We start from the raw sequence: 26,161 nt of genomic DNA, 5'->3' as shown, positions 1-26,161 counted from the left end.
ACAGGTTAAAGGAGGATGGACATGGACGAACACACGGATCAAAAGGGTCATGAACAAAGTGATGGTATAACGGAAGACGTGTTGCATAAGTCTCCTTACAAGATCCAGCAGGAAGAAGAAAAGAAGGCGTACCAGAAAAAAAAGCAAAACGAGATGTCCGACAGCATTGAAGAATCTGTTCAGTATTGGCAACATAACGATAACATCTCCCCGCGCATGAGTGATAACAAAAACACGTTAAAACAAGTGCTCGGTCTTGGCGAGTCATTTGATGTGGATATGAGGGAAATGGTACTTGGCGGCAAACATGTGGGATTACTGTTACTCACGGGTTTTGCCAAAGATGAGATTTTGCTCGAAGTATTGAAAAGATTAACCTATCTGACGCCGGATCAAGTATCGGAACATGCACTCAAGTCCTATTTCGAATGTTATATTCCTCATATACAGGTGGAACGAGCGGAGAAGATGAGTGCTGTCATTAGCAAGGTGCTCATGGGCATGAGTGCCATGTTTGTCGAGGGAGACCGCTCAGTTCTCATTATGGATACCCGGAGTTACCCGGTTCGATCCCCCGAAGAACCTTCACTTGAACGCGTGGTTCGTGGTTCACGGGATGGTTTTACCGAAACGCTGCTGACCAATGTAGCGCTGGTGCGCCGTAGAATACGGGACCCTGGACTAAAGTTTGAACTCATGCAGGTAGGACGGAGAACCCAAACCGATGTATGTGTAGTTTATATTGACGATATCGTGGATAAGGTGCAGGTGGATTCGGTAAAAGAAAAAATACAACGAATTGATATCGACGGTATTCCGGCTGCCGACAAACAGTTGGAGGAAGCGATCATCAACAAAGGATGGAATCCATTTCCCCTTGTTCGTTATTCTGAACGTCCTGACGTTACAGCTTCTCACTTGCTGGAAGGACGTGTCGTTATTTTTGTAGATACTTCCCCCAGCGTAATGATCTTGCCGACGACCTTTTTTGATCTATGCGAACATGCGGAGGAGAACAGGCAGACGGCTCTTATGGGAACCTATCTGCGCTGGGTGCGTTTTGCAGGCATCCTGATCTCTCTGTTTCTACTACCGCTATGGATGCTGATGGTGATCGAACCTTCGCTGAAACCGGTCGGTTTCGATTTCATCGGCCCACAGGAAAGCGTGAAATTACCGATTATTTTGCAATTTCTGCTCATCGAGCTGGGTGTGGACTTATTACGTATGGCTGCAGTTCATACACCAACGCCGCTGGCTTCTGCGATGGGCTTGATTGCGGCTATATTGGTCGGAGATATCGCGGTGAAAACGGGGTATTTTGTCAATGAGGTGGTACTCTATATGGCGATTGCGGCAATCGGAATGTTTGCTACACCGAGTTACGAGTTAGGACTTGCGAATCGACTGGTCAGGCTGCTACTGCTCATTGCAGTTGCGATATTTAAAGTACCAGGTTTGGTCGTTGGAACGACTTTGCTTATTGTGGCTTTGACCATTCACCGTTCATATAACTCGTCGTATCTTTGGCCATTTATACCTTTTAATGCAAAGGCAATTGGCAACTTTTTGTTCAGGGTTCCATTGCTTGTCAGCAAGAAACGTCCATCGTTCAACAAAACGCGTGACAACACCAAAATGCCAGAAGATCCAGATGGTGAACTGCGAAAAAGTAAAAAACACAAATGATGTGCCGAAAAATCCATTCATCTCCCGGCTTAATTTGATATACTGGTTTAAAATCAATGGAATAGTAACTGTTCCAGTATACAAAAAGTGAGGAATGCAAACGATGTATTTACACGGTACAAGCAGAATAAATGAGCAAGGTCACCTAGAGATTGGTGGAGTAGACGTTACGGATATGAAAGAGCAATTTGGAACACCGCTCTATGTTGTGGACGAGCAATTGGTTCGCGAGCGCTGCAGAGAGTACATGGAAGCATTCCGCGCTTCAGGTTTGGGCTTCCAAGTTGCATATGCGAGTAAAGCATTTTGTGTTATGGCGATGTGTGCTCTCGCAGCAGAGGAAGGTCTTTCTCTGGATGTTGTCTCTGACGGCGAACTGTTCACAGCATTGCAAGCAGGCTTCCCGGCAGAACGCATTCATTTTCACGGGAATAACAAAACGATCGAAGAGATCGAGATGGCGCTTGACGCTGAAATTGGATGCTTCGTAGTAGACAATTTTAACGAGTTGCACCTGCTCCAAGCTGTCGCAGCGGACAAAAACCGTAAAGTAAACATCCTCCTGCGTGTAACGCCGGGTGTTGAGGCGCATACGCATGAATATATTTCCACAGGGCAAACGGACTCCAAGTTCGGTTTTGATATCGGCAACGGTACAGCATTTGAAGCGATTGAACTTGCATCCAAACAATCCAACCTGGTATTGCTTGGTGTACATTCTCACATCGGCTCCCAGATCTTTGAGGTTGAAGGATTCCAGATGGCGGTTCAACGTGTTGCTGAATTTGCAGCAAGTGTATATGAGCGCCTGAATGTGGCATTCAAAGTTGTAAACCTGGGCGGCGGATTCGGAATTCGTTATATTGATGGTGACACGCCACTTGAAGTAGCTCAGTATGTGAAGGCCATTACCGATGCGGTAAAAAATCATTTTGCACAAATCGGCTATGCAGTGCCTGAAATTTGGGTTGAGCCAGGCCGCAGCATCGTAGGTGAAGCAGGTACAACGCTGTACACCGTTGGAACGAGCAAAGACATTCCAGGCGTGCGTAAATATGTAGCTGTAGACGGCGGTATGACGGATAACCCACGTCCTGCGTTGTATGAGTCCAAATATGAGGCGGTTCTGGCGAATCGTGCCAACGAAGCAGCAACAGAAACGGTATCTGTAGCGGGTAAATGCTGCGAGAGCGGTGATATGCTGATCTGGGATCTCGACTTGCCAAAAGTGGAGAGCGGTGATTTGCTTGCTGTAGCTTGCACAGGCGCATACAACTACTCTATGGCTAGCAATTATAACCGGATTCGTCGTCCAGCGGTTGTGTTTGTCAAAGATGGTCAAGGCGATGTAGTTGTACGTCGTGAGTCATATCAGGACATTATCCAAAATGACCTCGTGCCGGCACGTATTGGCAAACAGCCAGTTACTCGTTAATTCATCAAGCAGGGATCTGGAAAAGAAATACTCCATTTTTCTATATCACAAGTTCCTATAGCATTAGAAGAGGACGGAAGGGGCTCGCCCTTTCCGTCCTTTGTCATGAATATTGCATCTATTTGGTATGCTTATAGGCTTGTACTTGAGAGTAGAAAAATCAAAAAAATAGCTCTTTCTTTTGCGATTCGGCTCTTTTCGGTGTACACTAAGAAAAGTGCTGTAATGCTTGACCATCCGTTTGGTATTGCGTCACAATTACTTTGCTCAAAATTGAAAGGAGTCATTTACATATGGCGAAACAAGCGAAAATTAAAATGGCAAATGGCGGAGAAGTTCTGATCGACCTGTTCGATCAAGAAGCTCCAAATACTGTAGCAAACTTTGAAAAGCTGGCAAACTCCGGTTTCTATAACGGACTCGTTTTCCACCGTGTAATTCCGGGCTTCGTAGCTCAAGGCGGATGCCCTAGTGGTTCCGGTACTGGCGGCCCTGGATATACAATTAACTGTGAGATCAACCCGAACAAACACGAGCGTGGAACACTTGCAATGGCACATGCTGGCCGCAACACAGGCGGAAGCCAGTTTTACATCTGCTATCAACCACAACCACATTTGGACGGACAACATACTGTATTTGGTAAAGTAAGCAAAGGTATGGAGTTTGTTGATGCTTTCGAAGGTCGCGACAAAATGGAAACGGTCGAAGTGGTAGAAGTTTAATTTCAACTGAACCTGATCAACCGCATCAACTTAACCCCTGGTACATTCCTATTACGGAAGTATCAGGGGTTTTGTGCATTGTACAACCTTTTTGCATAATTGCCTTGCGATGTGTTATCAAAAATAAGCTTAAAGGAACTGGCGGGATGAGTTGGAAGTAGGTTATTCTAGCTATGTATAGACTGTTGAAACCGAATACATGAGGTTTGACAGCACACTGGATATTGAACTTACATGTTTTCAGAACTACTATGAAAGGATGTTGTTACTTTGACTTTAGATGTTGTTCAGCAACTTAAATTACTTCAACATATTTATAGTGAGAGCACGATTTGGGACGAGGAGTTGCGTGCTTCAAGACAGACTGTACCGGAGGACGTATCCACGGAGCAATTACAGGCATTAGAGGTTGCTGGACATGAGCCTAATCACTTTGTAAGACCGCAGCATGAGGAGACGATCCGGGAACTGAGAACATTGGCTGAGCGATGGACACTTCAGGAGGCTGCTCAGGCGTTTGTGGCTTCTCTATGGTCAGCGCCAATGATCTGGCGCTCACTTCTTACAGGAAAACTGATCGCAACCAGCATACCTGACCATGAATATAGTCCATATCCTTCCAGTCATAAGTGCCAGATCTGTGGTTTGGATGTAAATGACGGAGTAGATACTTCGCTACAGTGGTACTGGCGGATGACCAACGGCACACCGCTCGATGGAGATATATTTGGACATGTAATCGCTCTGAGAGAAATGGCCGCTTCTTCGCAGGAGCTTCCTGTTCCGAGTGAATATGATCGCTGGACGCTGCGCGCCGTATTAACGGTGCTGCGCAATCTGCCACCCAAAACTCGGTACAGCAAGGCTGCGGATGCGCTCAAAAAAGAACAACTCCTGCCTACAAAAAAGGTATATGTTTACCGTGACCTGCTTGAAACGCTGGCACTGGTCGGCATTCTGGACACGCCAGAACAGCCAGGAATGATTACAGCCTTCACATCGTATGCTGAACGCGACAAGAGACCTAATACCCGCGTTGAGGTACAAGCTCCCTTGGCATGGTGGGATTCATCTGTAGGAATCAACGAGCACAATCTGAACCTGATCTTCGGTGAACTCAATTGCAGTGATGTATCGCTTGAGGACAAGCCAGAACCGAATCCAATGGCGAGTGAAACCGTTATGGGTGCATTTGAAAGCAGACGAGGTGTGCGTACCAAAGCGAAGGTGCCGAAAAAATCCCCCGATGCCGGTACAGGTGAAGTGCAGCCTGGAGATGTATATGCAGTGAAGGTACTCAGTGGCTCTTGGGTTACTGTATACTGTCATGAAGTGAGGGACAAACGTGCGATTGTCGAATATCTGGATGGCGTGTTCCCCGATATGCCGGTAAAAGAAGACCTTATTCTGACCGTTCGTCCAAGGCCGGATGAGCGCTGGCAGTGCTCGGCCATCGGCATGGACTCGACCAGCTGGGTTAGAAGAGTAGCCCGGGATATGCCGGCTCCTGCTACGTCCCAGCCCAAACCTGAGAGTGTTCCGTTCCACGCTGCAAAGGATCTGAGGCACATGGCAAGCTGGTGTTTTCCAAACCTTTAGATTCATTTTTTCAATAGTTGATGAAGTCCGTGTCTCGTAGAGATGCGGATTTTGTAATATAAATGCTTATTAAAAGTTAGTATGTGACAAAAAGAAACAAAAATGAATTGATTTTTTGACATTAAAGTGCTAACATCCAATTAATAACGAAAGCGATCCTTCAGGGCAGGGTGTAATTCCCTACCGGCGGTGATGCGTGCGGGGGATTTATTTTCCACCCACATGGCAAAGTCCGTGACCTGTCTGCTTATAGCAGATGGCTGATCTGGTGTAATTCCAGAACCGACAGTATAGTCTGGATGGGAGAAGGAGTGGGTGTAGGCCAATAAGGTTGCACTCCGCATGAGTGATGTCGCATAACATTCAGCTCGTTTGGATGATATGTGTGGAAGGCTTGTTTATAATGAGTTTTCTGGTACATAATACCGTTATATAGAAACTCTTCACCTGATTTTGTTGTATATCATTCTTTTGCTAGAATGCGTATGCAATAAGGTATGTGTTTGTTTTCACTTACCTGTTAACTGGTTTTGGTGAAGTGTCGGTATTGGTGTGTTTCATCTCTCTTGCAGATGACAGTAGTCTTCCATCATCCCTACCTGAACAGATTGTTCGGTGGGGATTTTTTAGTTCAAGATTATAACCGTGGGGTGAACGGATATGGAAATGATCAATGATGAATTTTATATGGCGTTAGCACTGGATATGGCAGAACGGGCACAAGGACAGACTGGAATTAATCCTGTCGTGGGATGTGTCGTCGTTAAAGACGGACGGGTTGTTGGCCTGGGAAGCCATCTGAAGCGGGGGACAGGTCATGCGGAAGTGCATGCCTTGAATATGGCTGGAAGTGATGCGGAGGGCAGCACCGTTTACGTAACGCTGGAACCTTGTAGTCACTACGGCAAAACTCCACCCTGCAGCGAACGTTTGATTCACGAGAAGGTTAAACGGGTGGTGGTCTGTTGTGAAGACCCGAATCCGCAGGTTTCTGGTACAGGCATTAGTATGCTGCGTCAACAAGGCATCGAAGTTGAAGTGGGTGTTTTGCGCGAACGCGGAAGACGTATGAATGAAAAGTTTATCAAGTTTATTACAACGGGCCTTCCTTTCGTTACCCTCAAAACAGCTTCTACGCTGGATGGCAAAATTGCTACGCGTAGCGGAGACAGCAAATGGATCTCCAACGAGCCGGCACGTGAAATTGTACATGCGCTTCGTCATCGTCATCAGGGCATTATGGTTGGCGTGGATACGGTAATCGCCGATAATCCCGAGCTGACCACCCGTTTGCAGGTAGAGGGCATCAGTCCGGTACGTATCGTGGTGGATTCCAAGCTGAGGCTGCCTGTAGGCTCCAAAATGGTCAAGGACGGTCTTGCACCAACGTGGATACTTACAACGGATGAAGCCAGTCAGGAAGCCGCTGAGCGTCTTGAAGCGTATGGTGTTGAAGTCATTCGCTGCGGGCCTGGACCACGCGTAGATTTGTTACATGGGCTGAGTAAGCTCGGAGAGCGGGAGATTGGCTCGATTCTGCTGGAAGGCGGCGGTACACTGAACGGCGCCATGCTGGAAGCGCGGCTCGTAGATCGTCTGCTGATGTTTATCGCTCCTAAGATTGTGGGTGGATATGATACCCCGGGGAGTTTCCGTTTTGAAGGCGTAGAGCGCATGAGTCAGGCCATCCAATTGCATCAGCTGGAGATTGAGCAAGTTGGGGATAATATTAGCATTGGCGGTATCCCGGTTTGGCCAGAATAGGAGGACGATAGCATGTTTACGGGCTTGGTGGAAGAAGTCGGTCAGATAAGGCGCATTGGCCGTAAAGGCGAGGCTCTGGTTCTGAACATCGCTGCTTCTGTCATTATGGACGATCTCAAAATTGGTGACAGTGTTGCGGTTAACGGGGTTTGTCTTACCGCAACTACGCTGGAAAGCGGAGGTTTTACCGCAGATGTCATGCCGGAAACGTATCGACACACCAATCTCAGTCAGCTTCAATCCGGCAGCAAGGTTAATCTGGAGCGGGCCATGTTGTCCGGTGGACGATTCGGCGGTCATATTGTGCAAGGACATGTGGATGGGACTGGGGTTATCGGTAGCATTACTCGGGATCAGAATGCAGTTGTTTTTGAAATCAGACCGGGTGACCATGAACTTTTCAAATTTCTAATTCCAAAAGGTTCGGTCACTTTGGATGGGATTAGCTTGACAGTGGTACAGACGACTCAAAGTTCATTCACGGTTTCGATTATCCCACATACGATTGGGGAAACGGTTTTAAATGTTAAAAAGACAGGAGATACCGTCAACATTGAATGTGATATTTTGGGGAAATATGTAGATCATTTGTTGCAATACGGCAAGGGTCATGCGGAAACGAAAACAGGCAAGCCAAGCAGTATAAGTGAAGAGTTTCTCTCCAATCACGGGTTTGCATAACTTATGAGAGACAAGGATACAACATAGAACTGGATTTAAATGATTAATAGTGCATTCGCATGAAAATGTAGTAATAAAATAACCGGAAACAGGAGGTGCAGCTAATGTCAGAACAATCCGAGCCATCCATTCTGGATTCAATTGAGGCAGCCATTTATGATCTGATGCGGGGTAAACCTGTAATCGTGGTCGATGATGAAGATCGGGAAAATGAAGGGGATTTTATTGCTTTGGCTGAAAAAGCAACCCCTGAGGTCATCAATTTCATGATTACCGAAGGTCGAGGTCTGGTCTGTGTTCCCATTACGCAGCAGCGGGCGGACGAATTAAATCTGAAACCGATGGTTCAGCAAAATACAGATTTTCACGGGACTGCTTTTACGGTCTCTGTGGATCACAAAGATACAACGACGGGGATCTCGGCGCATGAGCGTTCCATTACCGTTAAAGGCTTGATTGATCCGAACGCGAAAAGCAATGATTTTCGCAAGCCGGGTCACATGTTTCCGCTCATTGCCAAAGACGGCGGTGTGTTGCGTCGTGCCGGACACACGGAAGCGGCAGTGGATCTGGCGAACATGTGCGGCTCTTACCCCGCAGGAGTCATCTGTGAAGTGATCAAGGAAGATGGTACGATGGCCAGACTTCCAGACCTGCAGGAGATTGCACGCAAGCATGATCTGAAACTGATTAGTATTCAGGACATGATTCGTTACCGGAATGAGAAGGAGCAGCTGGTGCAACGTGAAGTTTCCGTGCGTATGCCAACGGACTTTGGCGAATTCCAGGCGGTGGCGTATACGAATGCAGTGGACAATAAAGAACATGTTGCCTTGGTCAAAGGGGATATCGACGGTTCCAAACCTGTACTGGTACGTGTACACTCCGAATGTCTGACTGGCGATGTGTTCCACTCTCACCGCTGTGACTGCGGCCCGCAGTTTGATGCGGCGCTGAAGCAGATCCATGATGAGGGGAATGGCGTACTGCTCTATATGAGACAAGAAGGCCGCGGGATCGGTTTAATCAACAAACTCAAGGCTTACAAGCTTCAAGAAGAAGGTCTCGATACAGTGGATGCCAATCTGAAGCTTGGTTTTGCTGCTGATCTGCGTGATTACGGGATTGGTGCACAGATTTTGAAGGATCTTGGCGTTCGTCAGATTCGATTATTAACGAATAATCCGCGCAAAATCAAAGGCTTGGAAGGATATGGTCTGGAAGTGGTAGAGCGTGTACCGATTCAGATGCAGGAAAATGAAGATAATACAGTTTACCTTCACACCAAGCAAGCGAAATTGGGCCATATGCTCAAGTTTGATGATATTGAGCAAAACGAAGAGTAATTACAGTTAACCATGATGATTTTCTGATATGTAAATATTGGAGATTTCTCATGTTCAATTGCAGCACCTATAACATCATATATCGACAGGGAGATGACGATAATGCCTAACTATTTTGAAGGACATTTGATATCGGAAGGTTTAAAATATGGCGTGGTCGTTGGACGCTTTAATGAATTTATTACGAGCAAGTTGCTTAGCGGGGCGCTGGATGCATTCAAACGTCACGGCGTGCAAGATAATGAAGTAGATGTAGCTTGGGTACCGGGAGCTTTTGAAATCCCGCTTATCGCTCAGAAAATGGCCGAAAGCGGCAAATACGATGCGGTCATCACACTCGGAACGGTTATCCGTGGATCAACAACACATTATGATTATGTGTGCAATGAGATGGCCAAAGGGGTAGCGGCAATTAACTTGAAAACAGGGGTGCCGACTATCTTCGGATTGGTTACTACGGAGAACATTGAACAGGCGATCGAACGTGCTGGAACGAAGGCAGGCAATAAAGGTTGGGATGCAGCTACAGCTGCAATTGAAATGGCGAACTTGACGAAACAGCTAAAATAGTGCTTATTTAATAGTAGTGCCCTGCTTTGCGCAGACGAAATCGGGAGACCGGTTTCGGACGGCTGGCAGGGTTTTGTATTTTTCTGGCGGGAGGATTCGTCTAGTGACGGTAGTTACATACAAACTGGAGACTTTTGAAGGGCCTTTGGATCTGTTGTTGCATTTGATCGATAAGGCTGAGATCGACATCCAGGATATTCCCATCAGCGATATTACCGATCAATACATGGCGTATCTGCATTCCATGCAGGAGCTGGAACTGGATATTACAAGTGAATTTCTGGTGATGGCAGCTACGCTGTTGTCCATCAAGAGCAAACTTTTACTGCCCAAACCACCGGTAATCGAGGATTTCGAGGATTATGATTATATGGAAGATGAGGATTATGATCCGCGTGCCGAACTGATTGCACGTCTTATCGAATATCGCAAATATAAAGGAATAGCGCGGCATCTGCATGAACGGGAATGGGAACGTAGTCTTATTTTTTCCAAAGAGCCCGAAGATTTGCGTCCTTATATGCCTGTGGAGGAGCAAACGAATCCGGTGCAGGGTCTGCATACTTCTGATCTCATTGCGGCGTTTCAGAAGGCACTGCGAAAAGCTGAGAAGCGTACAACGGTCACCCGGATCAAAAGGGACGAAATTTCGGTCAAGGATCGCATACGTGATGTTATTGGTGCCTTGGAGCGTGTAGGTCCTGGGGGACGGCTGTTATTTTCCAAGCTTATGGATGATCAGATCTATCGTCATGAGATCGTGGTTACGTTTCTAGCGGTGCTGGAGCTGATGAAGATGAAGCAGATTGTTTGTTACCAGGAGCGTTTGTTTGAGGATATCGTTATGGAGTGGAGAGGGGAAACAACGAATCATGGATTTTCCGAAATTGAAGTCGATTATTGAGGGCCTTTTGTTTTTGTCCGGAGAAGAAGGTCTGAGTGTCAAACAGATTGCTGAAATCGTGGACCAGCGGGTAGAACTGGTCACGGATGCCATTGAGGATATGATCGGCGATTTTTCCCGGCAAGGGCGAGGGGTGCAGATTCTGAAGATTGCAGGTGTCGTGCAGCTCGGAACGTTGCCAGAACATGCGTCGTATTTCGAGAAGCTTGCCTATTCTCCTGCACGTACATCGTTATCCCAAGCAGCTCTGGAAACATTGGCCATTGTAGCATACCGTCAGCCCATCACACGTGTGGAGATTGAGGAGATTCGCGGTGTAAAATCGGAACGTGCGATCCATACACTCGTGAACAAAGATCTCATTGTTGAAGTGGGGAGAGCGGAAGCGATTGGACGTCCGATTTTGTACGGAACAACGAAGTCATTCCTTGATTATTTCGGACTAGCTTCGATTAAAGATCTTCCCGAACCGGGTTTGTTTGAAGATTCGGAAAACTTGGAGGAAGAAACGCAGTTGTTATTCAACAAGTTGGACATGAAACAGCCGGATGCCTCGGATACAGACGTGCAAAGTGTGTTTGGTTTTGAAGAGGAAGAAGCATTCCCAGAAGAAGATGTCGCTGTAGATCCAGACGATAATTCTTCGGGTTCCTCCTCCTGATACTATCTCATAGGTAAAGCCATATAGGGACAATGTGGAGATCTATCCACGTTGTCTCTTTGTGTTTTCTCCAAAACAGCGGTGAAGTTGTATGGAATGGAGTATACAATATCGTGCATTTCGATCGTGCATTTCGGCAAAAATTGGAGGATTTCATGGCATTCGTGAATTTTTTCCAGCAAGGAATGCCATACTAGACATGATAAGAATCGAGGGCTTGGAGGTAAGGCCTGTGTGGATCTGGCTTGGAGGAATCGGTTTGTTCATCGCACTTCTGATTGCCGCAGTCCTCATCTCAAATGTTCATGTTCATGTTATATTTCGCAAACATAAGAGCGATGACTACGCAAATATCAATGTTCGACTGCTGTATGGCTTCGTGCGGATGAATTACGAGATTCCGAGCATTGTTTTCCGAAATATGAAAGAAGGCTTTTTGCTTAAAACAGAACAGTCCATGAACCATTCCCGAGGAGAAGTGCTGGGGAGTGAGCAGGTGAACAAACGAAAAGTAAAAAACTGGGCAAACGAAGTCAAGGTGATGCTTCGAGCAACAGAGGCTCTGAAAGTATGGGTCAGACAGACGCTCAGACGGGTATATATAACGAATCTGTTCTGGTCTACTGCGGTTGGTGTAGGTGATGCTGCTTATACAGCAATGCTTTCAGGCTGGTTGTGGAGTATTAAGTCCATGATTGTTGGTTTTTTAACGTACAAAATGCGTTTCAAAACGGTGCCTGACCTAGAGGTTCTTCCTGTATGGTCCGAGGAGATGGAATTTCGAACAGAACTGGATTTCAAACTGCGGATCCGCATGATGGCCATCGTAATTGCAGGCATGAGACTGCTTACCCGTGTGCTGCAGGTCGAGGGTGGCTGGCGAATGTGGTTTAAACTTTTTCGGGAGCAACGCCGCAAATCGAAGCAAAAGAAGAAGCATAGGCACATTGTGGAAAAGGAAGCTCGGTAATGCGGAACTTAACTAACCTGAGATTGAATCCACAATATTGGTGTTAAAACCCTGCTACGAGAATGTGCAATAACGGTTCCCTGCGTTGATTACATAAGTCCCGCAAGTTTGGGGATGATATGGTTAGATCAAAAACCTATATAAGTTGACCTAATCATTGACACAGCGTGTTTGTGTTAATCTTCTTAAGTTCAACGGATATAGCTTATATTGAAACTGGAGGGAAGTCACATGTCAGATCATCCAATTCAAGGCTTAATGGAAACTGCAATGGAAAATATCAAGGGCATGGTGGATGTCAATACAATCGTTGGTGATCCTGTAGAAACACCGGATGGTACGGTCATTCTGCCGATTAGTAAAGTCGGATTTGGCTTCGCGGCAGGTGGAAGTGATTTTAATGTAAGTGATGGAAAAGGTAGCAGCGCATCAAGCACAACTGAACATGCTCACTCCGCAAAAGTTGCTTCCCCATTTGGCGGTGGTAGTGGTGGCGGTGTATCCATCCGCCCAATCGCTTTCCTGGTCGTTGGCAAGCAGGGTGTACACATCGTGCCGCTTGATAATTCGACGCACTTGTTTGAAAAATTGATTGATTCAACACCTTATGTGTTAGATCGCATCCAGGAAATGTTCCGCCACCGTAACCATGGAACAACGGAACATGATGTTCGAGTGACAACGGATCATACAACGTACAGCTAAGTCATATTTTAATTTCAAATCCCTTCTGCACTTTAAGGTGCAAGAGGGATTTTTGCTGTTTTTTCCTGTGCGGGACATACTCCAGGTTGTCCAGACATAGGATAGTACAAGATTCCAAGCGACCCGGAGGAATGTGGATGCGAAAATTAATGAAGGTTATTGTAGGTATGCTCATGCCTGTGCTGCTGTTTTCAACAATGGGTGCATCGTCTGTTCGGGCGACCATTGCTGGACCGTCTACTCATGCGCAAAGTGCAGCACTCATTGATGTAACATCAGGGCGAATTCTTTATAGCAAAGATGGGGACAAGGAGTTGCGCATCGCAAGTTTGACTAAAATCATGACTGCCATCGTTGCGATTGAAGAAGGCAAGTTAGATGCAAAAGTCAAGGTGACACCGTCCTCTTTTGCCAAAGAAGGGTCTTCGCTATACCTTAAGCTGGGCGAGGAGATGACACTAGAAAATATGTTATACGGTCTTATGCTACGCTCAGGTAATGATGCGGCTTCTGCAATCGCCGAGCATATCGGCGGCTCGGAAGAAGGTTTTGTTTTGCTTATGAATAAAAAGGCAGAACAGATCGGTTTAACGAAATCCCATTTTATGAATCCACATGGTCTGGATGCTGAAGGTCACTATTCTACCGCGAATGATTTGGCGAGGTTAACAGCTTATGCGCTCCACAACCCGGTATTCAAACGTATCGTGGCAACAGAAAATAAATCTGCTCCAAATCCGAATGAAAGCTGGGAGTATTCCTGGCATAACAAAAACAAAATGCTTCGTTTATATGAAGGTGCGGATGGGGTGAAAACCGGATATACCAAAAAAGCATTCAGATGCTTAGTTAGCTCAGCGACAAGGGACGGTCAACAGCTAGCCGCGGTGACACTGAATGATGGCGATGACTGGAACGATCATGCGAAGATGCTGGATTTCGGTTTTGAACATTTTCCACTTGTGGAGATTGCCAAACAGGAACAGCCTGTTCAGAACATGGAACTCGTCACAGGGCGTGGTTTTAAATATCCGCTCGCCAAAGGGGAAGAGGAAGACATCACCAAGAAATTGGTACTGCTCGATAAACGTTCACAGGCCGCTGTAACAGAATATGAACAATCAACAGATCCTTCGTTTGGACTAGCCGGACGCATTGAAATGCAGTTGAAAGGCGAACCGATCGGATCTATACCTGTGTATTACAAAGGTAGCTATATTCCACCAGAGCCTCCCATTGCAGATGCTACTATAGGTGGTATAGGGGAGGTCACGACTTGGGTTTCCGCATGGAAGGCAGTGCTAAGTCGACTGTTATCACCTTGATTTCAATTTATGGATAAAAAGATCGTTGTTGTGCTTGCTGTTACTGGGAGGGATGATTTCAATGATCAATCTGATCTGGTTAATGATGATCTTGATCGGCTTTGTTTTCGCAGCTGTGAACGGGAAGATCGAAGTGGTCACCCAGGCAGCATTTGATGGTGCGGCAACCGGTGTGACGGTATGTTTCGGTTTGATCAGTGTGCTTGTATTTTGGATGGGAATGATGAAAATGGCCGAAGATGCCGGCCTGCTTAAACGGATTTCGAAGCTGCTTGGCCCGGTGGTCGGATTTCTGTTCCCCGATGTACCCAAAAACCACCCGGCTATGGGTTACATTTTATCCAACATGAGCGCAAACTTGCTTGGACTAGGGAATGCAGCTACCCCCATGGGAATCAAGGCGATGCAACAATTGCAGGAACTGAATCCTGACAAGCAGACGGCATCCCCTGCTATGTGTACATTGCTGGCGCTGAATACCGCGAGTATTACGATTATTCCAACAACGCTGATTGCGATCAGGTTGAACTATCATTCTGCGAACGCCACGGAGATTGTAGGCACGACTTTGATGGCTACCATTATAGCTACACTTGCTGCCATTATGGCTGATCGCTGGTATCGAAATAGAACTCTTCGCAGATCGCCGCGTATATCCAAGAGCGGTAATCCCGGCATGAAAGGATGAGCAACCTTGTTAACCTTCATTAACTGGATATCTGTCTGGGCCATTCCGGTTATTATCGCGTTTGTTCCATTATATGCGTTTACCAAAAAGGTCCCGGTCTATGAATCCTTTGTTGATGGGGCCAAGGATGGCTTCTCGACTGCAATCAGCATCATCCCACATCTGGTGGGCATGATGGTTGCCATTAGTGTTTTTCGTGCCTCGGGGGCACTGGATTTTGTGATTCAGTTCTTCACTCCTCTCGTCTCGTGGATGGGTGTGCCTGGAGAAGTACTTCCGCTAGGCATATTACGACCATTAACCGGGACAGGCTCACTTGCATTTACAACGGATTTGATCAAAACGTATGGCCCTGACTCCATGATTGGCCGAATGGCCTCTACCGTTCAAGGCAGTACGGATACGACGTTATATGTGCTAACCGTATATTTTGGAGCTGTGGGCATTCGGAACGGACGGTACGCGCTTAAGGTTGGATTGTTTTCAGATGTCGTTGGATTCATAGCTGCACTTGCCATCTGTTTGATTGTTTTTGGTTAAACTATTGTTCCTTTCCTTCCGATATACTAGTTATGCTAGAATAATAACGGAGGAGAGTGAGACATGCAAAAGAGTTGGAAACGAATGCTCCGTTACGGGTTGACAAGTATGCTCGCTATAACGATGCTTGCAGGTCCGACAGGGTTTGCAGGTGCTCAAGCTGAACAGACGATCCATTTTACGGGTAACTTTGACAAGGCATTACGTGCTCAAATGGCGATTACGGCGGATTCTTTTCCGGTTGTTAATGTGCGCTTGATTAAAGCAAATGAACCAGATATGGTTTATTATGATGTCGGAACTTCGATTTTGATATCCAAAGATAAAGTGTTAACCAATTACCATGTTGTTCAGGAATTTGCTGAGCTGTCTGGCGGAGACAAAGGGACGTTGACGGTTGCGAGCCCGGGAGCTCTCAATCAGGCGGTTAAAGCTAAAATTATTAAAAGCGATCCGGTAACGGATATGGCTTTGCTCAAGCTGGACAAACCGATTGACGCTGAACCGGTGAAGTTTGCCGATGCAAGGGACAATCAGGTCGTTTATACGATTGGATTTCCTAAAAACCCATCGGGAGATCTTGTCATATTAGATGATGATTTCCCTTCGACGTACAACACGATAGCCAAGAGTCGGGTGTTTAGTTCTTTGGCAGCTGATGTATCGGGAAAAGTAGGCATTGGAAGCATCGTAAAAGCGATGGCTCAAGGCAATTCAGGCGGACCAGTTCTCGATCAGAATAAACAGGTCATTGGCATGATGACGTTTGTATATGGTGGACGGACGTATTTTATTTCTTCAAAAACATTGCAGACATTTGTGAAAGAGGCAACAACAGCTCCGGCCAAAAAGCCGGTTGTGGTAACTGGCAAAGTTTCGAACTAAAATGAAATATGAATTAAAATAGAACTAATGAAGGTTTACCTTTGGCGTGGTCTGAACGAAATCAGCCGCGGTGAGGGTAAGCTTTTTTTGTATATCGAGATTATAAAATATCTAGTCTTCAACACTCAAATTAGCGATAAAGCTCGAACGTTCACAAAAACATTGGATAATCCTTGTGATTTCCCGGTTGGATGGGTATCATTAGTGTGAGGTGACATGACAAACATGGAAAGATTACAAAAAATTATCGCACAGGCAGGTATTGCATCCCGCCGCAAGAGTGAGGAACTGATCCTGTCCGGCAAAGTGGAAGTTAACGGGGAGGTCGTAACCGAACTGGGTACGAAAGCAAACCCCGAAGAGGATATCATTACGGTCAATGGAAAACCGATCCGCAGTGAGAAAAAAGTGTATTTGATGCTGAATAAACCCAAAGGGGTTATTACAAGCGCATCAGACCCGGAAGGCCGGAAAATCGTGTCTGATTATCTGAAAGGTGTTAAGGAACGTGTTTATCCGGTAGGACGTCTTGATTATGATACCGAAGGGTTGCTTATTCTGACCAATGATGGCGAATTTGCGCATCTGCTGACGCACCCTAAACATCACGTACCCAAAACGTATCTAGCAACAGTTAAAGGGGTACCACATGGTACGGAACTGGAAAAGCTCAAAAATGGAATTATGCTTGAGGATGGCATGACTGCGCCAGCAGAAGTCGAGTACAAAGATGTGGATACAGCAACCAATGAGGCTGTGATCTCCATTACGATTTATGAGGGACGCAACCGTCAGGTAAGACGTATGTTTGAGGCAATCAACCATCCGGTAACGCGTTTGAAGCGGATTTCGTTTGGAGGCATTTTGCTCCAGAATCTAAAACGAGGGTTGACTCGTAATTTGACGAAAGAGGAAGTCAACAATCTGATTACGCTCGCAAAATCGGAACCCGCCAAAAAAATGAAAAAAAGGTAATGTGAGGACACATAATTTTCATAAAACCGCCGCAGATTTGTGACGAAATTCGCTATAATTGTTCATAGAGTGTTCACAGTTTCTATAACAATAAGGCAAGCCAACGAAATCGTCACTTCAAAGGGGAGCAGCACATGGGGAAATCAAGAAGAACGGTGCAAATCGTTATTTTGTGCTTGATCCTGGTGTTGGGCGGATACGCGATAACAACATCGGTATCCGGCTCGAATGGCAAGCCAAAGGAAGGGGATCGTGCCCCTTCTTTTGAACTGCTGGGCCTGGATGGTCAAGTTCATACGTCAGAAGAGTATCAAGGAAAAGCGATGGTTATCAATTTCTGGGGCACATGGTGCGAGCCTTGTGTGAAGGAAATGCCTGCACTTCAAGCGCAGGCTGACAAATGGAAGGATAAAGGTGTCCAATTTGTTGGAATCAACGTTGGAGAAGATCAGATGACGGTAGAGAATTTTGTACGGCAGGTAGGTGTTACGTTCCCAATTATGTTAGACCGGGAGAAAAACTCCGTTCGGGATTATGGAATCTCTCCGATGCCAACAACCTTTTTCGTATCTGAAACGGGTAAAATCTCCACTATTCATATTGGGCAACTGGATTTGGACACACTTGACGCTCAAATCTCACAGCTGGCGAAACAGCCCTGACAGGAGGTCTACTTGTGTTCCAAAATACGAAATGTGAGTGTGGTCATCAGAATCCGGTAGGAACCGTATTGTGCGAGGCATGTGGTAAGCCAATTCTGGAGGAAACAGCTCAATCGAATGAAGTGTTAGAGATGCGTTATGATGGGATGGCTCGACGTTCACAGCGAAGTAATCCCAATATTATCGATCGCATATGGAATTTCTTTTCATCTGTCAAAATTGCAGTTTATATGATTGTGCTCACGCTCGTTGGTTCCATGCTGGGCACCATCTACCCGCAAGAAAGTACATTTCTGAATATTGATCCTTCGGTTTATTACAAAGAAACCTATGGTCAGTTAGGTCATATTTATTATCTTCTCGGTCTGTCTCATACATATGAATCCTGGTGGTTTATTCTGCTGCTGGTGATGATCGGAGCATCACTTGTGATCTGTAGTCTGGATCGTGTGCTTCCACTGTACAAAGCGCTGAACAAGCAACGGATAAGGAAACATCTGCAATTCCTGACGCGGCAGCGACTTGTGTATCAAGGTTCTGTTGGAGAGGCTCCTGAAGAGTGGATTAAGAAAGCGGTTACGCCGCTGCTTAAGAAAGGGTATCGCGTTCACACACAAGGGGATGCATTGCTTGCGGAGAAGCAACGTTTTAGTCGTTGGGGCCCTTATGTGATCCATATCGGACTTATTATTTTTCTACTCGCTGTACTCGCTCGTGGGCTTCCAGGTTTAAATCTGGACGAACATGTTGCTTTTCCTGAAGGGGAAATTAAAAAAATTCCAAACACATCGATGTATCTGAAAAATGAGAAGTTTAATGTGGAGTTTTATAGTGACGACGAAGTCCCTGAGCAGTTCAAAAATTTGAATAAAACGGTACCCAAGTTGTTTGAAACCAAGGTTGTTCTGTACGAATGCACAGCTGATTGTTCGGATCTCTCCAAAAAACCTCAGCTTGCAGAGGTAGCAAGACATGATGTGCGGGTGAACGAACCACTGAATTACCAAGGTCTGAAGGCATACCAGTTTGACTATGATTTGACGCCGACGATTCGCTCGGTGACACCGGATCTGGTTAATACGAAAACGGGTGAAGTATACGGTTCCTTAAAGATCGATATGACGGATACACAGCGCTCCTTTGAGGCAGGACCTTATACATTAACGGTGAAAGAAAAGTTTATGGATTTTGCGCTGGATGATAAAGGAGAACCCAAATCAAAATCTCCTTCCCCGAATGCACCTGCGTTTCTCTTTCATATCGAGGGGCCAGATCTGCCAGAGAAGGGAATTCAATACTTATATTTTGCCAAACAAATTGACAAGCAACGTTTTCAACAGGACGCAATCAACCGTCAGCTTGTAGGAGGGGAACTTCCATTACAACTGGAGGTCGACAGTATGGACAAGGTAGACCTTATTCAATCGGTGAGCTACCTGAATATACGCGTGGACAAAGCGATGCCGTTTGTATGGGTAGGGGCTGGCATTGTCATGTTAGGTCTTGTCATGGGCTTTTACTGGCATCATCGACGCATTTGGATTCGGTTCGATGATGAGCGAATTACGCTTGGCGGGCATACCAACAAAAACTGGTTCGGCTTCAGGCGAGAAGTTGCTAGCTTTTTGAAACAGATGAATCTGGAAGTGGATGAGAAGTCGTTGGATAACGGGGGGAACCAAGCATGAGTATACTGGATTTCAGCAGCGATGCATTTATCGTATCCTTTTTTCTGTATTGTGCTGCATTTTTGTTATATGCTGTTGCCGTCATGGGCAAGAAATGGAGTAACCGCGATCCGATCGATCATATGAATCGTTGGGGTAAACGGGCATTTATTGCATCTACGGTTGCGTTGACAGCACATTTGGTTTTCTTTATCACCCGATGGATTGGTGCAGGCCATATTCCGGTAAGTAATATGTATGAATTCATGTCCTTTTTATCCATGATGATCATGGTAGCGTTTATCGTTGTGTACGCAATTTACCGCAAATCTCTACTAGGCTTGTTTGCACTTCCGCTCACGATTATCATTATGGCATATGCAGCCGTATTTCCACAGGAAGTTCAACCATTGATTCCCGCATTACAATCGATTTGGTTGAAAATCCATGTTACGCTGGCTGCCTTGGGTGAAGCGTTTTTCGCTGTAGGTTTTGCTGCAGGATTTATGTATCTGCTTCGTACCGTTGATTTTAGTGGAAAAGACAAGTCTTCCCGCCGTCAACGAGGATGGGTGGAGTTTACACTCATTACTATCGTTGTGGTGATTGGATTTATTGGAACAGTGTTTGCCTTCCGTGCATCTGGTTATGAGGCCGTTTTCGTACAGAAAACAGTCACCATTGACACAAAGGGAGAGGAAAATAGTACAATAGAGAAAGTGATTTATCGCATGCCTCCTATTTTTGCTCCATATAATAGTGAAGTGGAGAGCCTGAAACCGTTCCTTGGCATGAAGGAACCGTTGCTTGAAACGCCTTCATGGATGAATGGCGTGAATGCAGGACGTAAGCTGAACACAGTCATCTGGTCGATTATAACGGGTCTGATTCTATACGGAATCATTCGTTTAATTGTACGCAGACCGCTTGGACAAGCGTTGCAGCCGATGATGAATGGAATTGACGCGGATGACCTCGATGAGATCAGTTATCGCGCTATTGCGATTGGATTCCCTATTTTTACGCTGGGAGCTCTGATCTTTGCTATGATCTGGGCACAAATTGCCTGGAGTCGCTTCTGGGGTTGGGACCCCAAAGAAGTATGGGCACTGATTACTTGGCTGTATTATAGTGTGTATTTGCACTTGCGTTTATCCAAAGGATGGCAGGGGCAGAAGTCCGCTTGGCTTGCTGTGCTCGGTTTCCTAGTTGTCATGTTTACACTGGTTGGTGTAAATCTGATCATTGCAGGATTGCATTCCTATGCTGGAGCAGACTAGTAAAGTCTGTTAAAAGTAGTGGCAAAACAAACGGTAAATTCATGATATACCCGTTCCAATAAAACAGGTATTCAAATATTGTTCGCAAGATCGAACATAATAGAAGTGACAAGGAGTTACTGTAAAGGGGCTTGAGTGGGCATGTCAGAACATGAGAATCGTATATTAGTCGTGGATGATGAAGAAAGAATCCGCAGATTGCTTAAAATGTATCTTGAAAAAGAAGGCTATGAAATTGATGAAGCGGAAGATGGCGAAACAGCGCTTCGTAAAGCAACGGCCGGAGATTACGGTCTGATTTTGCTTGATGTCATGCTTCCGGGCATGGACGGTGTTGAAGTGTGTACAAGACTTCGTCAGGTGAAATCTACCCCAGTATTAATGCTTACCGCAAAAGGGGAAGAGATTAACCGTGTTCAGGGCTTTGAAGTAGGGGCAGATGATTACGTGGTGAAGCCATTCAGTCCGCGTGAAGTGATTTACCGGGTGAAGGCTATTCTGCGTCGTTCTTCGGCAACAGCGTATCTTTCGAAGGAAAGCAATTCAAGCAACAATATTGTATTTCCACATCTTGTTATTGAGCATGATGCACACCGCGTGACTGCGGGTGGTGAGGAGATCAGTTTGACACCTAAAGAATATGAGTTGTTGCATTACCTTGCAACATCGCCCGATAAGGTTTTCTCCAGAGAAGAATTGCTTAAGGATGTATGGAACTATGAATTTTTTGGTGATCTTCGTACCGTGGATACCCATGTGAAGCGTCTTCGCGAGAAGCTGAACAAGGTATCACCTGAATCGGCAGCGATGATAACAACCGTGTGGGGTGTCGGTTATAAACTGGAAGTACCGAAATAACTTTGCTTTCTGGAGATCATTGGTTGGAAAGTTATGGATAACGATTATATGCCTTGTGGGTTGTGTACTTATTGCGCTAGGGCTCTTTCTGTTGCCCTACATTGATACGAATTTTGCTGAGTCTGAATCTAGGGACATCAAAAGGCTGTTTACTTATATTTGTATTGTTGGATTCAGTTTAACAACATTCTTCGCATTATTTCTGTTCACCAAAATTACGCAGCCTATGCAACAATTAATTCAAGCAGCTAATGCTATCCGTAAAGGGAACTATGGAACAAGACTTTCTCTCCGTACCAATGACGAAATTGGTGAACTTGCAAATACGTTTAATCATATGGCCGTTCAACTGGAGGATACCATTCGAAATCTGAATCATGAAAAGGAACATCTGGCAAGTGTGCTGCGAAGCATGACGGATGCCGTGATCACTTTTGATGGTGAGGGCAAGGTCATCTTGACGAATCCGCCTGGTGAGAAAATTATGCAGGCCTGGTATGCTCTCGACTGGGCTCAGGAGGATGAAGGTTTGGATGGGTATCCGTCTGCGAATCCGTCTCGGGATGTTCCTGAACCGCTGGTACCCTTATTCAGACTGGTGATGGAGCAAGGAGGGGACCAGAACTCCAATGTTCACGTGCAACAAGGAGTATGGTCTGTGCAAATGGCCCCTTTGTATGCGGATAGTGTGGTGCGGGGGGCGGTGGCTGTATTGAGAGATGTTACCGAAGAAGTGAAAATGGAGAAGATGCGCAGGGACTTCGTTGCCAATGTATCTCATGAGATTCGTACTCCGTTATCAATGATGCAGGGATACAGCGAGGCTTTGCTTGACGGGATGGCAACATCGCCCGAAGAGAGTGAAGAACTGATTCAGGTCATTCACGATGAGTCACTGCGGATGGGTAGATTGGTAAAGGATTTACTTGATCTGGCGCGTATGGATGCAGGGCATACCGACATGAACATGAAGGAAGTTGAACTCGGTGAACTTCTCGAACGTATTTATCGTAAATTTATGGTGCGCTCGAAGGAACAGGGGATTCAACTACAATTCGAATGCAAACAGCAGATGATCTCACTTCAACAAGCAGATGAAGACAGATTGGAGCAAGTATTCACGAATTTACTGGATAATGCATTCAGACATACACCTGTTGGTAAAAGTGTGAAAATTTCTGCTGAGCTTGTCACTAACTTGCGTGCTCCTTTTGCCAGAGTGAGTGTAAAAGATCAGGGCGTGGGTATTCCCACATCAGACCTGCCTTTTATTTTTGAACGTTTTTATAAAGCGGATAAAGCCCGAGTTCGGGGAGAAAGCGTGGGGACAGGTCTTGGCCTGGCTATCGTAAAAAACATCGTAGATGCTCATCAGGGCACGATTCATGTCAATAGTGTGCTTGGTGAAGGCACGGAGTTTATACTACAATTTCCCGTAGAATCTTCGAAATAGGTTAATTTTAAACAAAAATTGCCGAAACACCCTCTGATGAGGGTGTTTTTTTGTTGAAGTATTCCGTTTAATCTTGTTCAACGTGGAACAAGGCCGTATCCTTTTTTGTCCGCAAAAAAATGTCCAAGATAATTTTTGAACTTCTCCTTCATAAGATTGAAAATAAGATGTCAAAGGAGGATTGAGTCAAGTATGTCCGATGGACGTAAAAGAGTAAATATTAAAGCGTTCTTGGAAGGGAGATCATTCCGGGCAGGTTCGCCGTTTATACCCATAGCAGCTAGTGAACTTGAGAATTATGAGTCGATTCTTCGTGCTCTAGCTGTAACTATTCCAGCAGCAATCAGCCAGCCGAGTGCAGCGAATCTACTTGCGTTGCAGAACGGATTACGTCAATTACTTACCTTTGTGAACGAATCTGAGTTTCGCGCAGGGGTCAAAGCGGAACTGCAGGCTGTGCTAGAACTGACCATTGCTTCTTCTGAAGTCATTCCTGTTGCTTTAATTAATCTCGCAGGGAATTTGCAAAATCTGTTGGATGACTTGTTAAGTGTAACATTGCTTTTGGAGGTACCTCCCGAAGTAAAAGATCGGTTAGTCGGATTAATTCGCTCCATATCTATCTCGTTGAGCAGAGCCACAACGACTTTTGGTACGGGGGGGATTACAGGGGCAGCAGGCCCTCCCGGTGTTCCCGGCGTACCAGGGGTCCCTGGAGTTCCTGGATTGAGAGGAGTTACTGGTCCAACAGGTGCAGCAGGGCCAGTTGGTTCTGCGGGTGCTGTCGGCCCTATAGGCCCGCAGGGTCCACAAGGACCACAAGGACCACAAGGACCACAAGGACCACAAGGACCACAAGGACCGACAGGAATTCCCGGCGTAGGATTAAACAATATTACAACGTTTAACCCTGTAGCTGGATCAACTTACGCGCAAGGTCAGGTAGTTAGTTATGATGGAAGTCTTTTTGTGGCTAACGTAAATGGCCCGGTGGGTGTGCCTGGAAGTTCACCTGATTACACGCTCTTGCTTGCCGCCGGTTCTACAGGTGCAACTGGGGCTACGGGTGTAGGACTTTCTGGAGCTATTGCCTTTGATGCTGCTCTTGCACCTGGATATCCTGCAGGTCAAGTCGTTACTTATAATGGCAGTACGTATATTGCGAGTGTGGCAGGTCCGACAGGTACACCTGGTACTTCTTCGGACTATACATTGATTGCAGCATCAGGGATGACAGGAGCTACTGGGGTAGGGCTTAACGGCGCGATCACCTTTGACCCAGCTCAAACGCCAACATATTTAGCAGGCCAAGTGGTGACGTTCAATGGTAGTACGTATATTACCAATGTGGCTTCACCGACAGGCACGCCTGGAAGTTCGCCTGATTATACATTAATCGCTGGTGCAGGACCGACGGGGGCCACCGGCGCTACAGGCTTCGGGCTCACAGGGATTGTACCATTCGATCCTGCTCAAGCGCCAACATATCCAGCAGGTCAGATTGTAACGTCTAATGGCAGCACATATATTACGAATGTCGCCGCGCCAACGGGTACACCAGGAAGTTCACCAGACTATTCATTGCTTGCTGGAGCAGGCTCAACTGGAGCAACCGGAGCAACAGGTATAGGTTTACAAGGAGTCGTACCATTTGATCCTGCTGTTGCGCCAACGTATTCACCAGGCCAAGTGGTCACGTTCAATGGAAGTACGTATATCACCAATGTGGCTTCCCCAACGGGTATACCAGGAAGCTCACCAGATTATACATTACTTGCTGGAGCAGGGCCATCAGGATCTACAGGAGTTACGGGTACAACGGGAGCGACGGGTGTAGGACTAAGCGGTATCGTTGCGTTTGACCCAGCAGTAGCTCCAACGTATCCAGCCGGTCAAGTGGTCACGTTCAATGGTAGCACGTATGTCACGAATGTGGCTTCCCCAACGGGTACGCCGGGCACCTCCCCAGATTATACGTTATTAGCAAGTGCAGGAGTCACAGGAGGAACAGGTGCAACTGGTGCAGGTGTAACTGGTAGTACGGGGACAACAGGAACCACGGGGGCGACGGGTGTAGGATTAAGCGGTATCGTTGCGTTTGACCCAGCAGTAGCCCCAACGTATCCAGCTGGTCAAGTGGTGACGTTCAACGGTAGTACCTATATCACGAATGTGGCTTCCCCAACGGGTACGCCGGGCACCTCGCCGGATTATACGTTATTAGCAAGTGCAGGTGTGACAGGGGTAACTGGGGAAACAGGAATAACGGGTGCGACCGGATCAGCTGGAGTCACTGGAGCCACGGGTTCGATAGGAGCGACTGGCGAAACTGGGGTGACAGGACCAACAGGCGTAGTCGGAGTGACCGGAGTAACAGGAGCAACCGGTGAAAGCATTACGGGAGCCACGGGTGTAGGATTAAGCGGTATTGTAGCATTTGATCCAGCAGTAGCCCCAACGTATCCAACCGGTCAGGTTGTTACGTTCAACGGTAGTACGTATATCACCAATGTGGCTTCCCCAACGGGCACGCCGGGCACCTCGCCGGATTATACGTTATTAGCAAGTGCAGGTGCGACAGGGGGAACTGGGGAAACAGGAATAACGGGTGCGACCGGATCAGCTGGAGTCACTGGAGCCACGGGTGCAATAGGAGCGACTGGCGAAACTGGGGTGACAGGAGCAACAGGTACAGCCGGAGTGACGGGAGCCACCGGTGTAAGCATTACGGGCGCAACAGGAGCCACCGGTGTAACGGGAGCAACGGGTGAAACTGGGG

The 26,161-nt window shown here is 46.4% G+C and carries 23 protein-coding genes and 1 riboswitch; all 23 genes read left to right on the top strand.

What is annotated here, in order from left to right; all coding sequences use genetic code 11:
• Positions 1–15 precede the first annotated feature (15 nt).
• Entirely contained in the window at positions 16–1,689 is a 1,674-nt protein-coding gene (locus tag EC604_RS00115) for a spore germination protein (protein WP_429352204.1), read from the top strand.
• Between the two features lie 103 nt (positions 1,690–1,792).
• The gene (gene lysA / locus EC604_RS00110; RefSeq protein ID WP_090922415.1) at positions 1,793–3,124 is read left to right on the top strand and encodes a diaminopimelate decarboxylase; all 1,332 of its coding nucleotides are present in this window, start codon (positions 1,793–1,795) and stop codon (positions 3,122–3,124) included.
• A gap of 293 nt (positions 3,125–3,417) precedes the next feature.
• On the top strand, positions 3,418–3,849 hold the full coding sequence (locus tag EC604_RS00105) for a peptidylprolyl isomerase (protein ID WP_123062216.1): 432 nt from the start codon (positions 3,418–3,420) through the stop codon (positions 3,847–3,849).
• Between the two features lie 270 nt (positions 3,850–4,119).
• The gene (locus tag EC604_RS00100; RefSeq protein WP_123062215.1) at positions 4,120–5,448 is read left to right on the top strand and encodes a hypothetical protein; all 1,329 of its coding nucleotides are present in this window, start codon (positions 4,120–4,122) and stop codon (positions 5,446–5,448) included.
• Positions 5,449–5,600: 152 nt separating this feature from the next.
• Positions 5,601–5,763, top strand: a riboswitch (FMN riboswitch).
• A gap of 345 nt (positions 5,764–6,108) precedes the next feature.
• Positions 6,109–7,212, top strand: a complete 1,104-nt coding sequence (gene ribD / locus EC604_RS00095; protein WP_123062214.1) for a bifunctional diaminohydroxyphosphoribosylaminopyrimidine deaminase/5-amino-6-(5-phosphoribosylamino)uracil reductase RibD — start codon at positions 6,109–6,111, stop codon at positions 7,210–7,212.
• 12 nt (positions 7,213–7,224) lie between these two features.
• Positions 7,225–7,893 carry a riboflavin synthase gene (gene ribE / locus EC604_RS00090; protein WP_123062213.1) on the top strand — a complete coding sequence of 223 codons (669 nt, stop codon included), beginning with the start codon at positions 7,225–7,227 and terminating at the stop codon, positions 7,891–7,893.
• Positions 7,894–7,997: 104 nt separating this feature from the next.
• Positions 7,998–9,239 carry a bifunctional 3,4-dihydroxy-2-butanone-4-phosphate synthase/GTP cyclohydrolase II gene (locus EC604_RS00085; protein WP_123062212.1) on the top strand — a complete coding sequence of 414 codons (1,242 nt, stop codon included), beginning with the start codon at positions 7,998–8,000 and terminating at the stop codon, positions 9,237–9,239.
• Positions 9,240–9,341: 102 nt separating this feature from the next.
• Entirely contained in the window at positions 9,342–9,809 is a 468-nt protein-coding gene (ribH, locus tag EC604_RS00080; protein WP_123062211.1) for a 6,7-dimethyl-8-ribityllumazine synthase, read from the top strand.
• A gap of 103 nt (positions 9,810–9,912) precedes the next feature.
• Positions 9,913–10,713 (top strand): segregation and condensation protein A, encoded by an 801-nt coding sequence (locus EC604_RS00075; protein ID WP_123062210.1) that lies wholly within the window; start codon positions 9,913–9,915, stop codon positions 10,711–10,713.
• Positions 10,682–11,374: an SMC-Scp complex subunit ScpB gene (scpB, locus tag EC604_RS00070; protein ID WP_123062209.1), complete on the top strand. Its 693-nt coding sequence runs from the start codon at positions 10,682–10,684 to the stop codon at positions 11,372–11,374. Before EC604_RS00075 ends, scpB begins: the two co-directional genes overlap by 32 nt.
• A 232-nt stretch (positions 11,375–11,606) precedes the next feature.
• The gene (locus EC604_RS00065) at positions 11,607–12,344 is read left to right on the top strand and encodes a DUF2953 domain-containing protein (protein WP_161556821.1); all 738 of its coding nucleotides are present in this window, start codon (positions 11,607–11,609) and stop codon (positions 12,342–12,344) included.
• 231 nt (positions 12,345–12,575) lie between these two features.
• A complete protein-coding gene (gene ytfJ, locus EC604_RS00060) occupies positions 12,576–13,049 on the top strand; it encodes a GerW family sporulation protein (protein ID WP_123062207.1) in 474 nt (157 codons plus the stop codon).
• A gap of 137 nt (positions 13,050–13,186) precedes the next feature.
• Positions 13,187–14,374 carry a D-alanyl-D-alanine carboxypeptidase family protein gene (locus EC604_RS00055; RefSeq protein ID WP_123062206.1) on the top strand — a complete coding sequence of 396 codons (1,188 nt, stop codon included), beginning with the start codon at positions 13,187–13,189 and terminating at the stop codon, positions 14,372–14,374.
• Between the two features lie 61 nt (positions 14,375–14,435).
• The gene (locus EC604_RS00050; RefSeq protein ID WP_123062205.1) at positions 14,436–15,062 is read left to right on the top strand and encodes a nucleoside recognition domain-containing protein; all 627 of its coding nucleotides are present in this window, start codon (positions 14,436–14,438) and stop codon (positions 15,060–15,062) included.
• A 6-nt stretch (positions 15,063–15,068) separates the two neighbouring features.
• A complete protein-coding gene (locus EC604_RS00045; RefSeq protein ID WP_123062204.1) occupies positions 15,069–15,602 on the top strand; it encodes a spore maturation protein in 534 nt (177 codons plus the stop codon).
• A 63-nt stretch (positions 15,603–15,665) separates the two neighbouring features.
• Positions 15,666–16,487, top strand: coding sequence for a S1 family peptidase (locus EC604_RS00040; RefSeq protein ID WP_123062203.1), 822 nt, complete (start codon positions 15,666–15,668; stop codon positions 16,485–16,487).
• Between the two features lie 225 nt (positions 16,488–16,712).
• On the top strand, positions 16,713–17,462 hold the full coding sequence (locus EC604_RS00035; protein ID WP_123062202.1) for a pseudouridine synthase: 750 nt from the start codon (positions 16,713–16,715) through the stop codon (positions 17,460–17,462).
• Positions 17,463–17,596: 134 nt separating this feature from the next.
• A complete protein-coding gene (locus EC604_RS00030; protein ID WP_123062201.1) occupies positions 17,597–18,124 on the top strand; it encodes a redoxin family protein in 528 nt (175 codons plus the stop codon).
• Positions 18,125–18,138: 14 nt separating this feature from the next.
• Entirely contained in the window at positions 18,139–19,812 is a 1,674-nt protein-coding gene (gene resB, locus EC604_RS00025) for a cytochrome c biogenesis protein ResB (RefSeq protein WP_123062200.1), read from the top strand.
• Complete coding sequence (gene ccsA, locus EC604_RS00020) at positions 19,809–21,071, top strand: cytochrome c biogenesis protein CcsA (RefSeq protein ID WP_123062199.1); 1,263 nt, start codon at positions 19,809–19,811, stop codon at positions 21,069–21,071. Before resB ends, ccsA begins: the two co-directional genes overlap by 4 nt.
• Positions 21,072–21,212: 141 nt before the next feature.
• Positions 21,213–21,929 carry a response regulator transcription factor gene (locus EC604_RS00015; RefSeq protein WP_110894386.1) on the top strand — a complete coding sequence of 239 codons (717 nt, stop codon included), beginning with the start codon at positions 21,213–21,215 and terminating at the stop codon, positions 21,927–21,929.
• A 55-nt stretch (positions 21,930–21,984) separates the two neighbouring features.
• Entirely contained in the window at positions 21,985–23,382 is a 1,398-nt protein-coding gene (locus EC604_RS00010) for an ATP-binding protein (RefSeq protein ID WP_240036633.1), read from the top strand.
• Positions 23,383–23,574: 192 nt separating this feature from the next.
• A partial coding sequence (locus EC604_RS30755) for a collagen-like repeat preface domain-containing protein (protein WP_123062198.1) occupies positions 23,575–26,161 on the top strand: 2,587 nt, incomplete at its 3' end.

The organism is Paenibacillus amylolyticus (assembly GCF_003719335.1).
GTDB classification, from domain to species: Bacteria; Bacillota; Bacilli; order Paenibacillales; family Paenibacillaceae; genus Paenibacillus; species Paenibacillus amylolyticus_D.
Note: the sequence above shows the minus strand (reverse complement) of the source record. Positions and strands in the feature narration are given on the sequence as shown.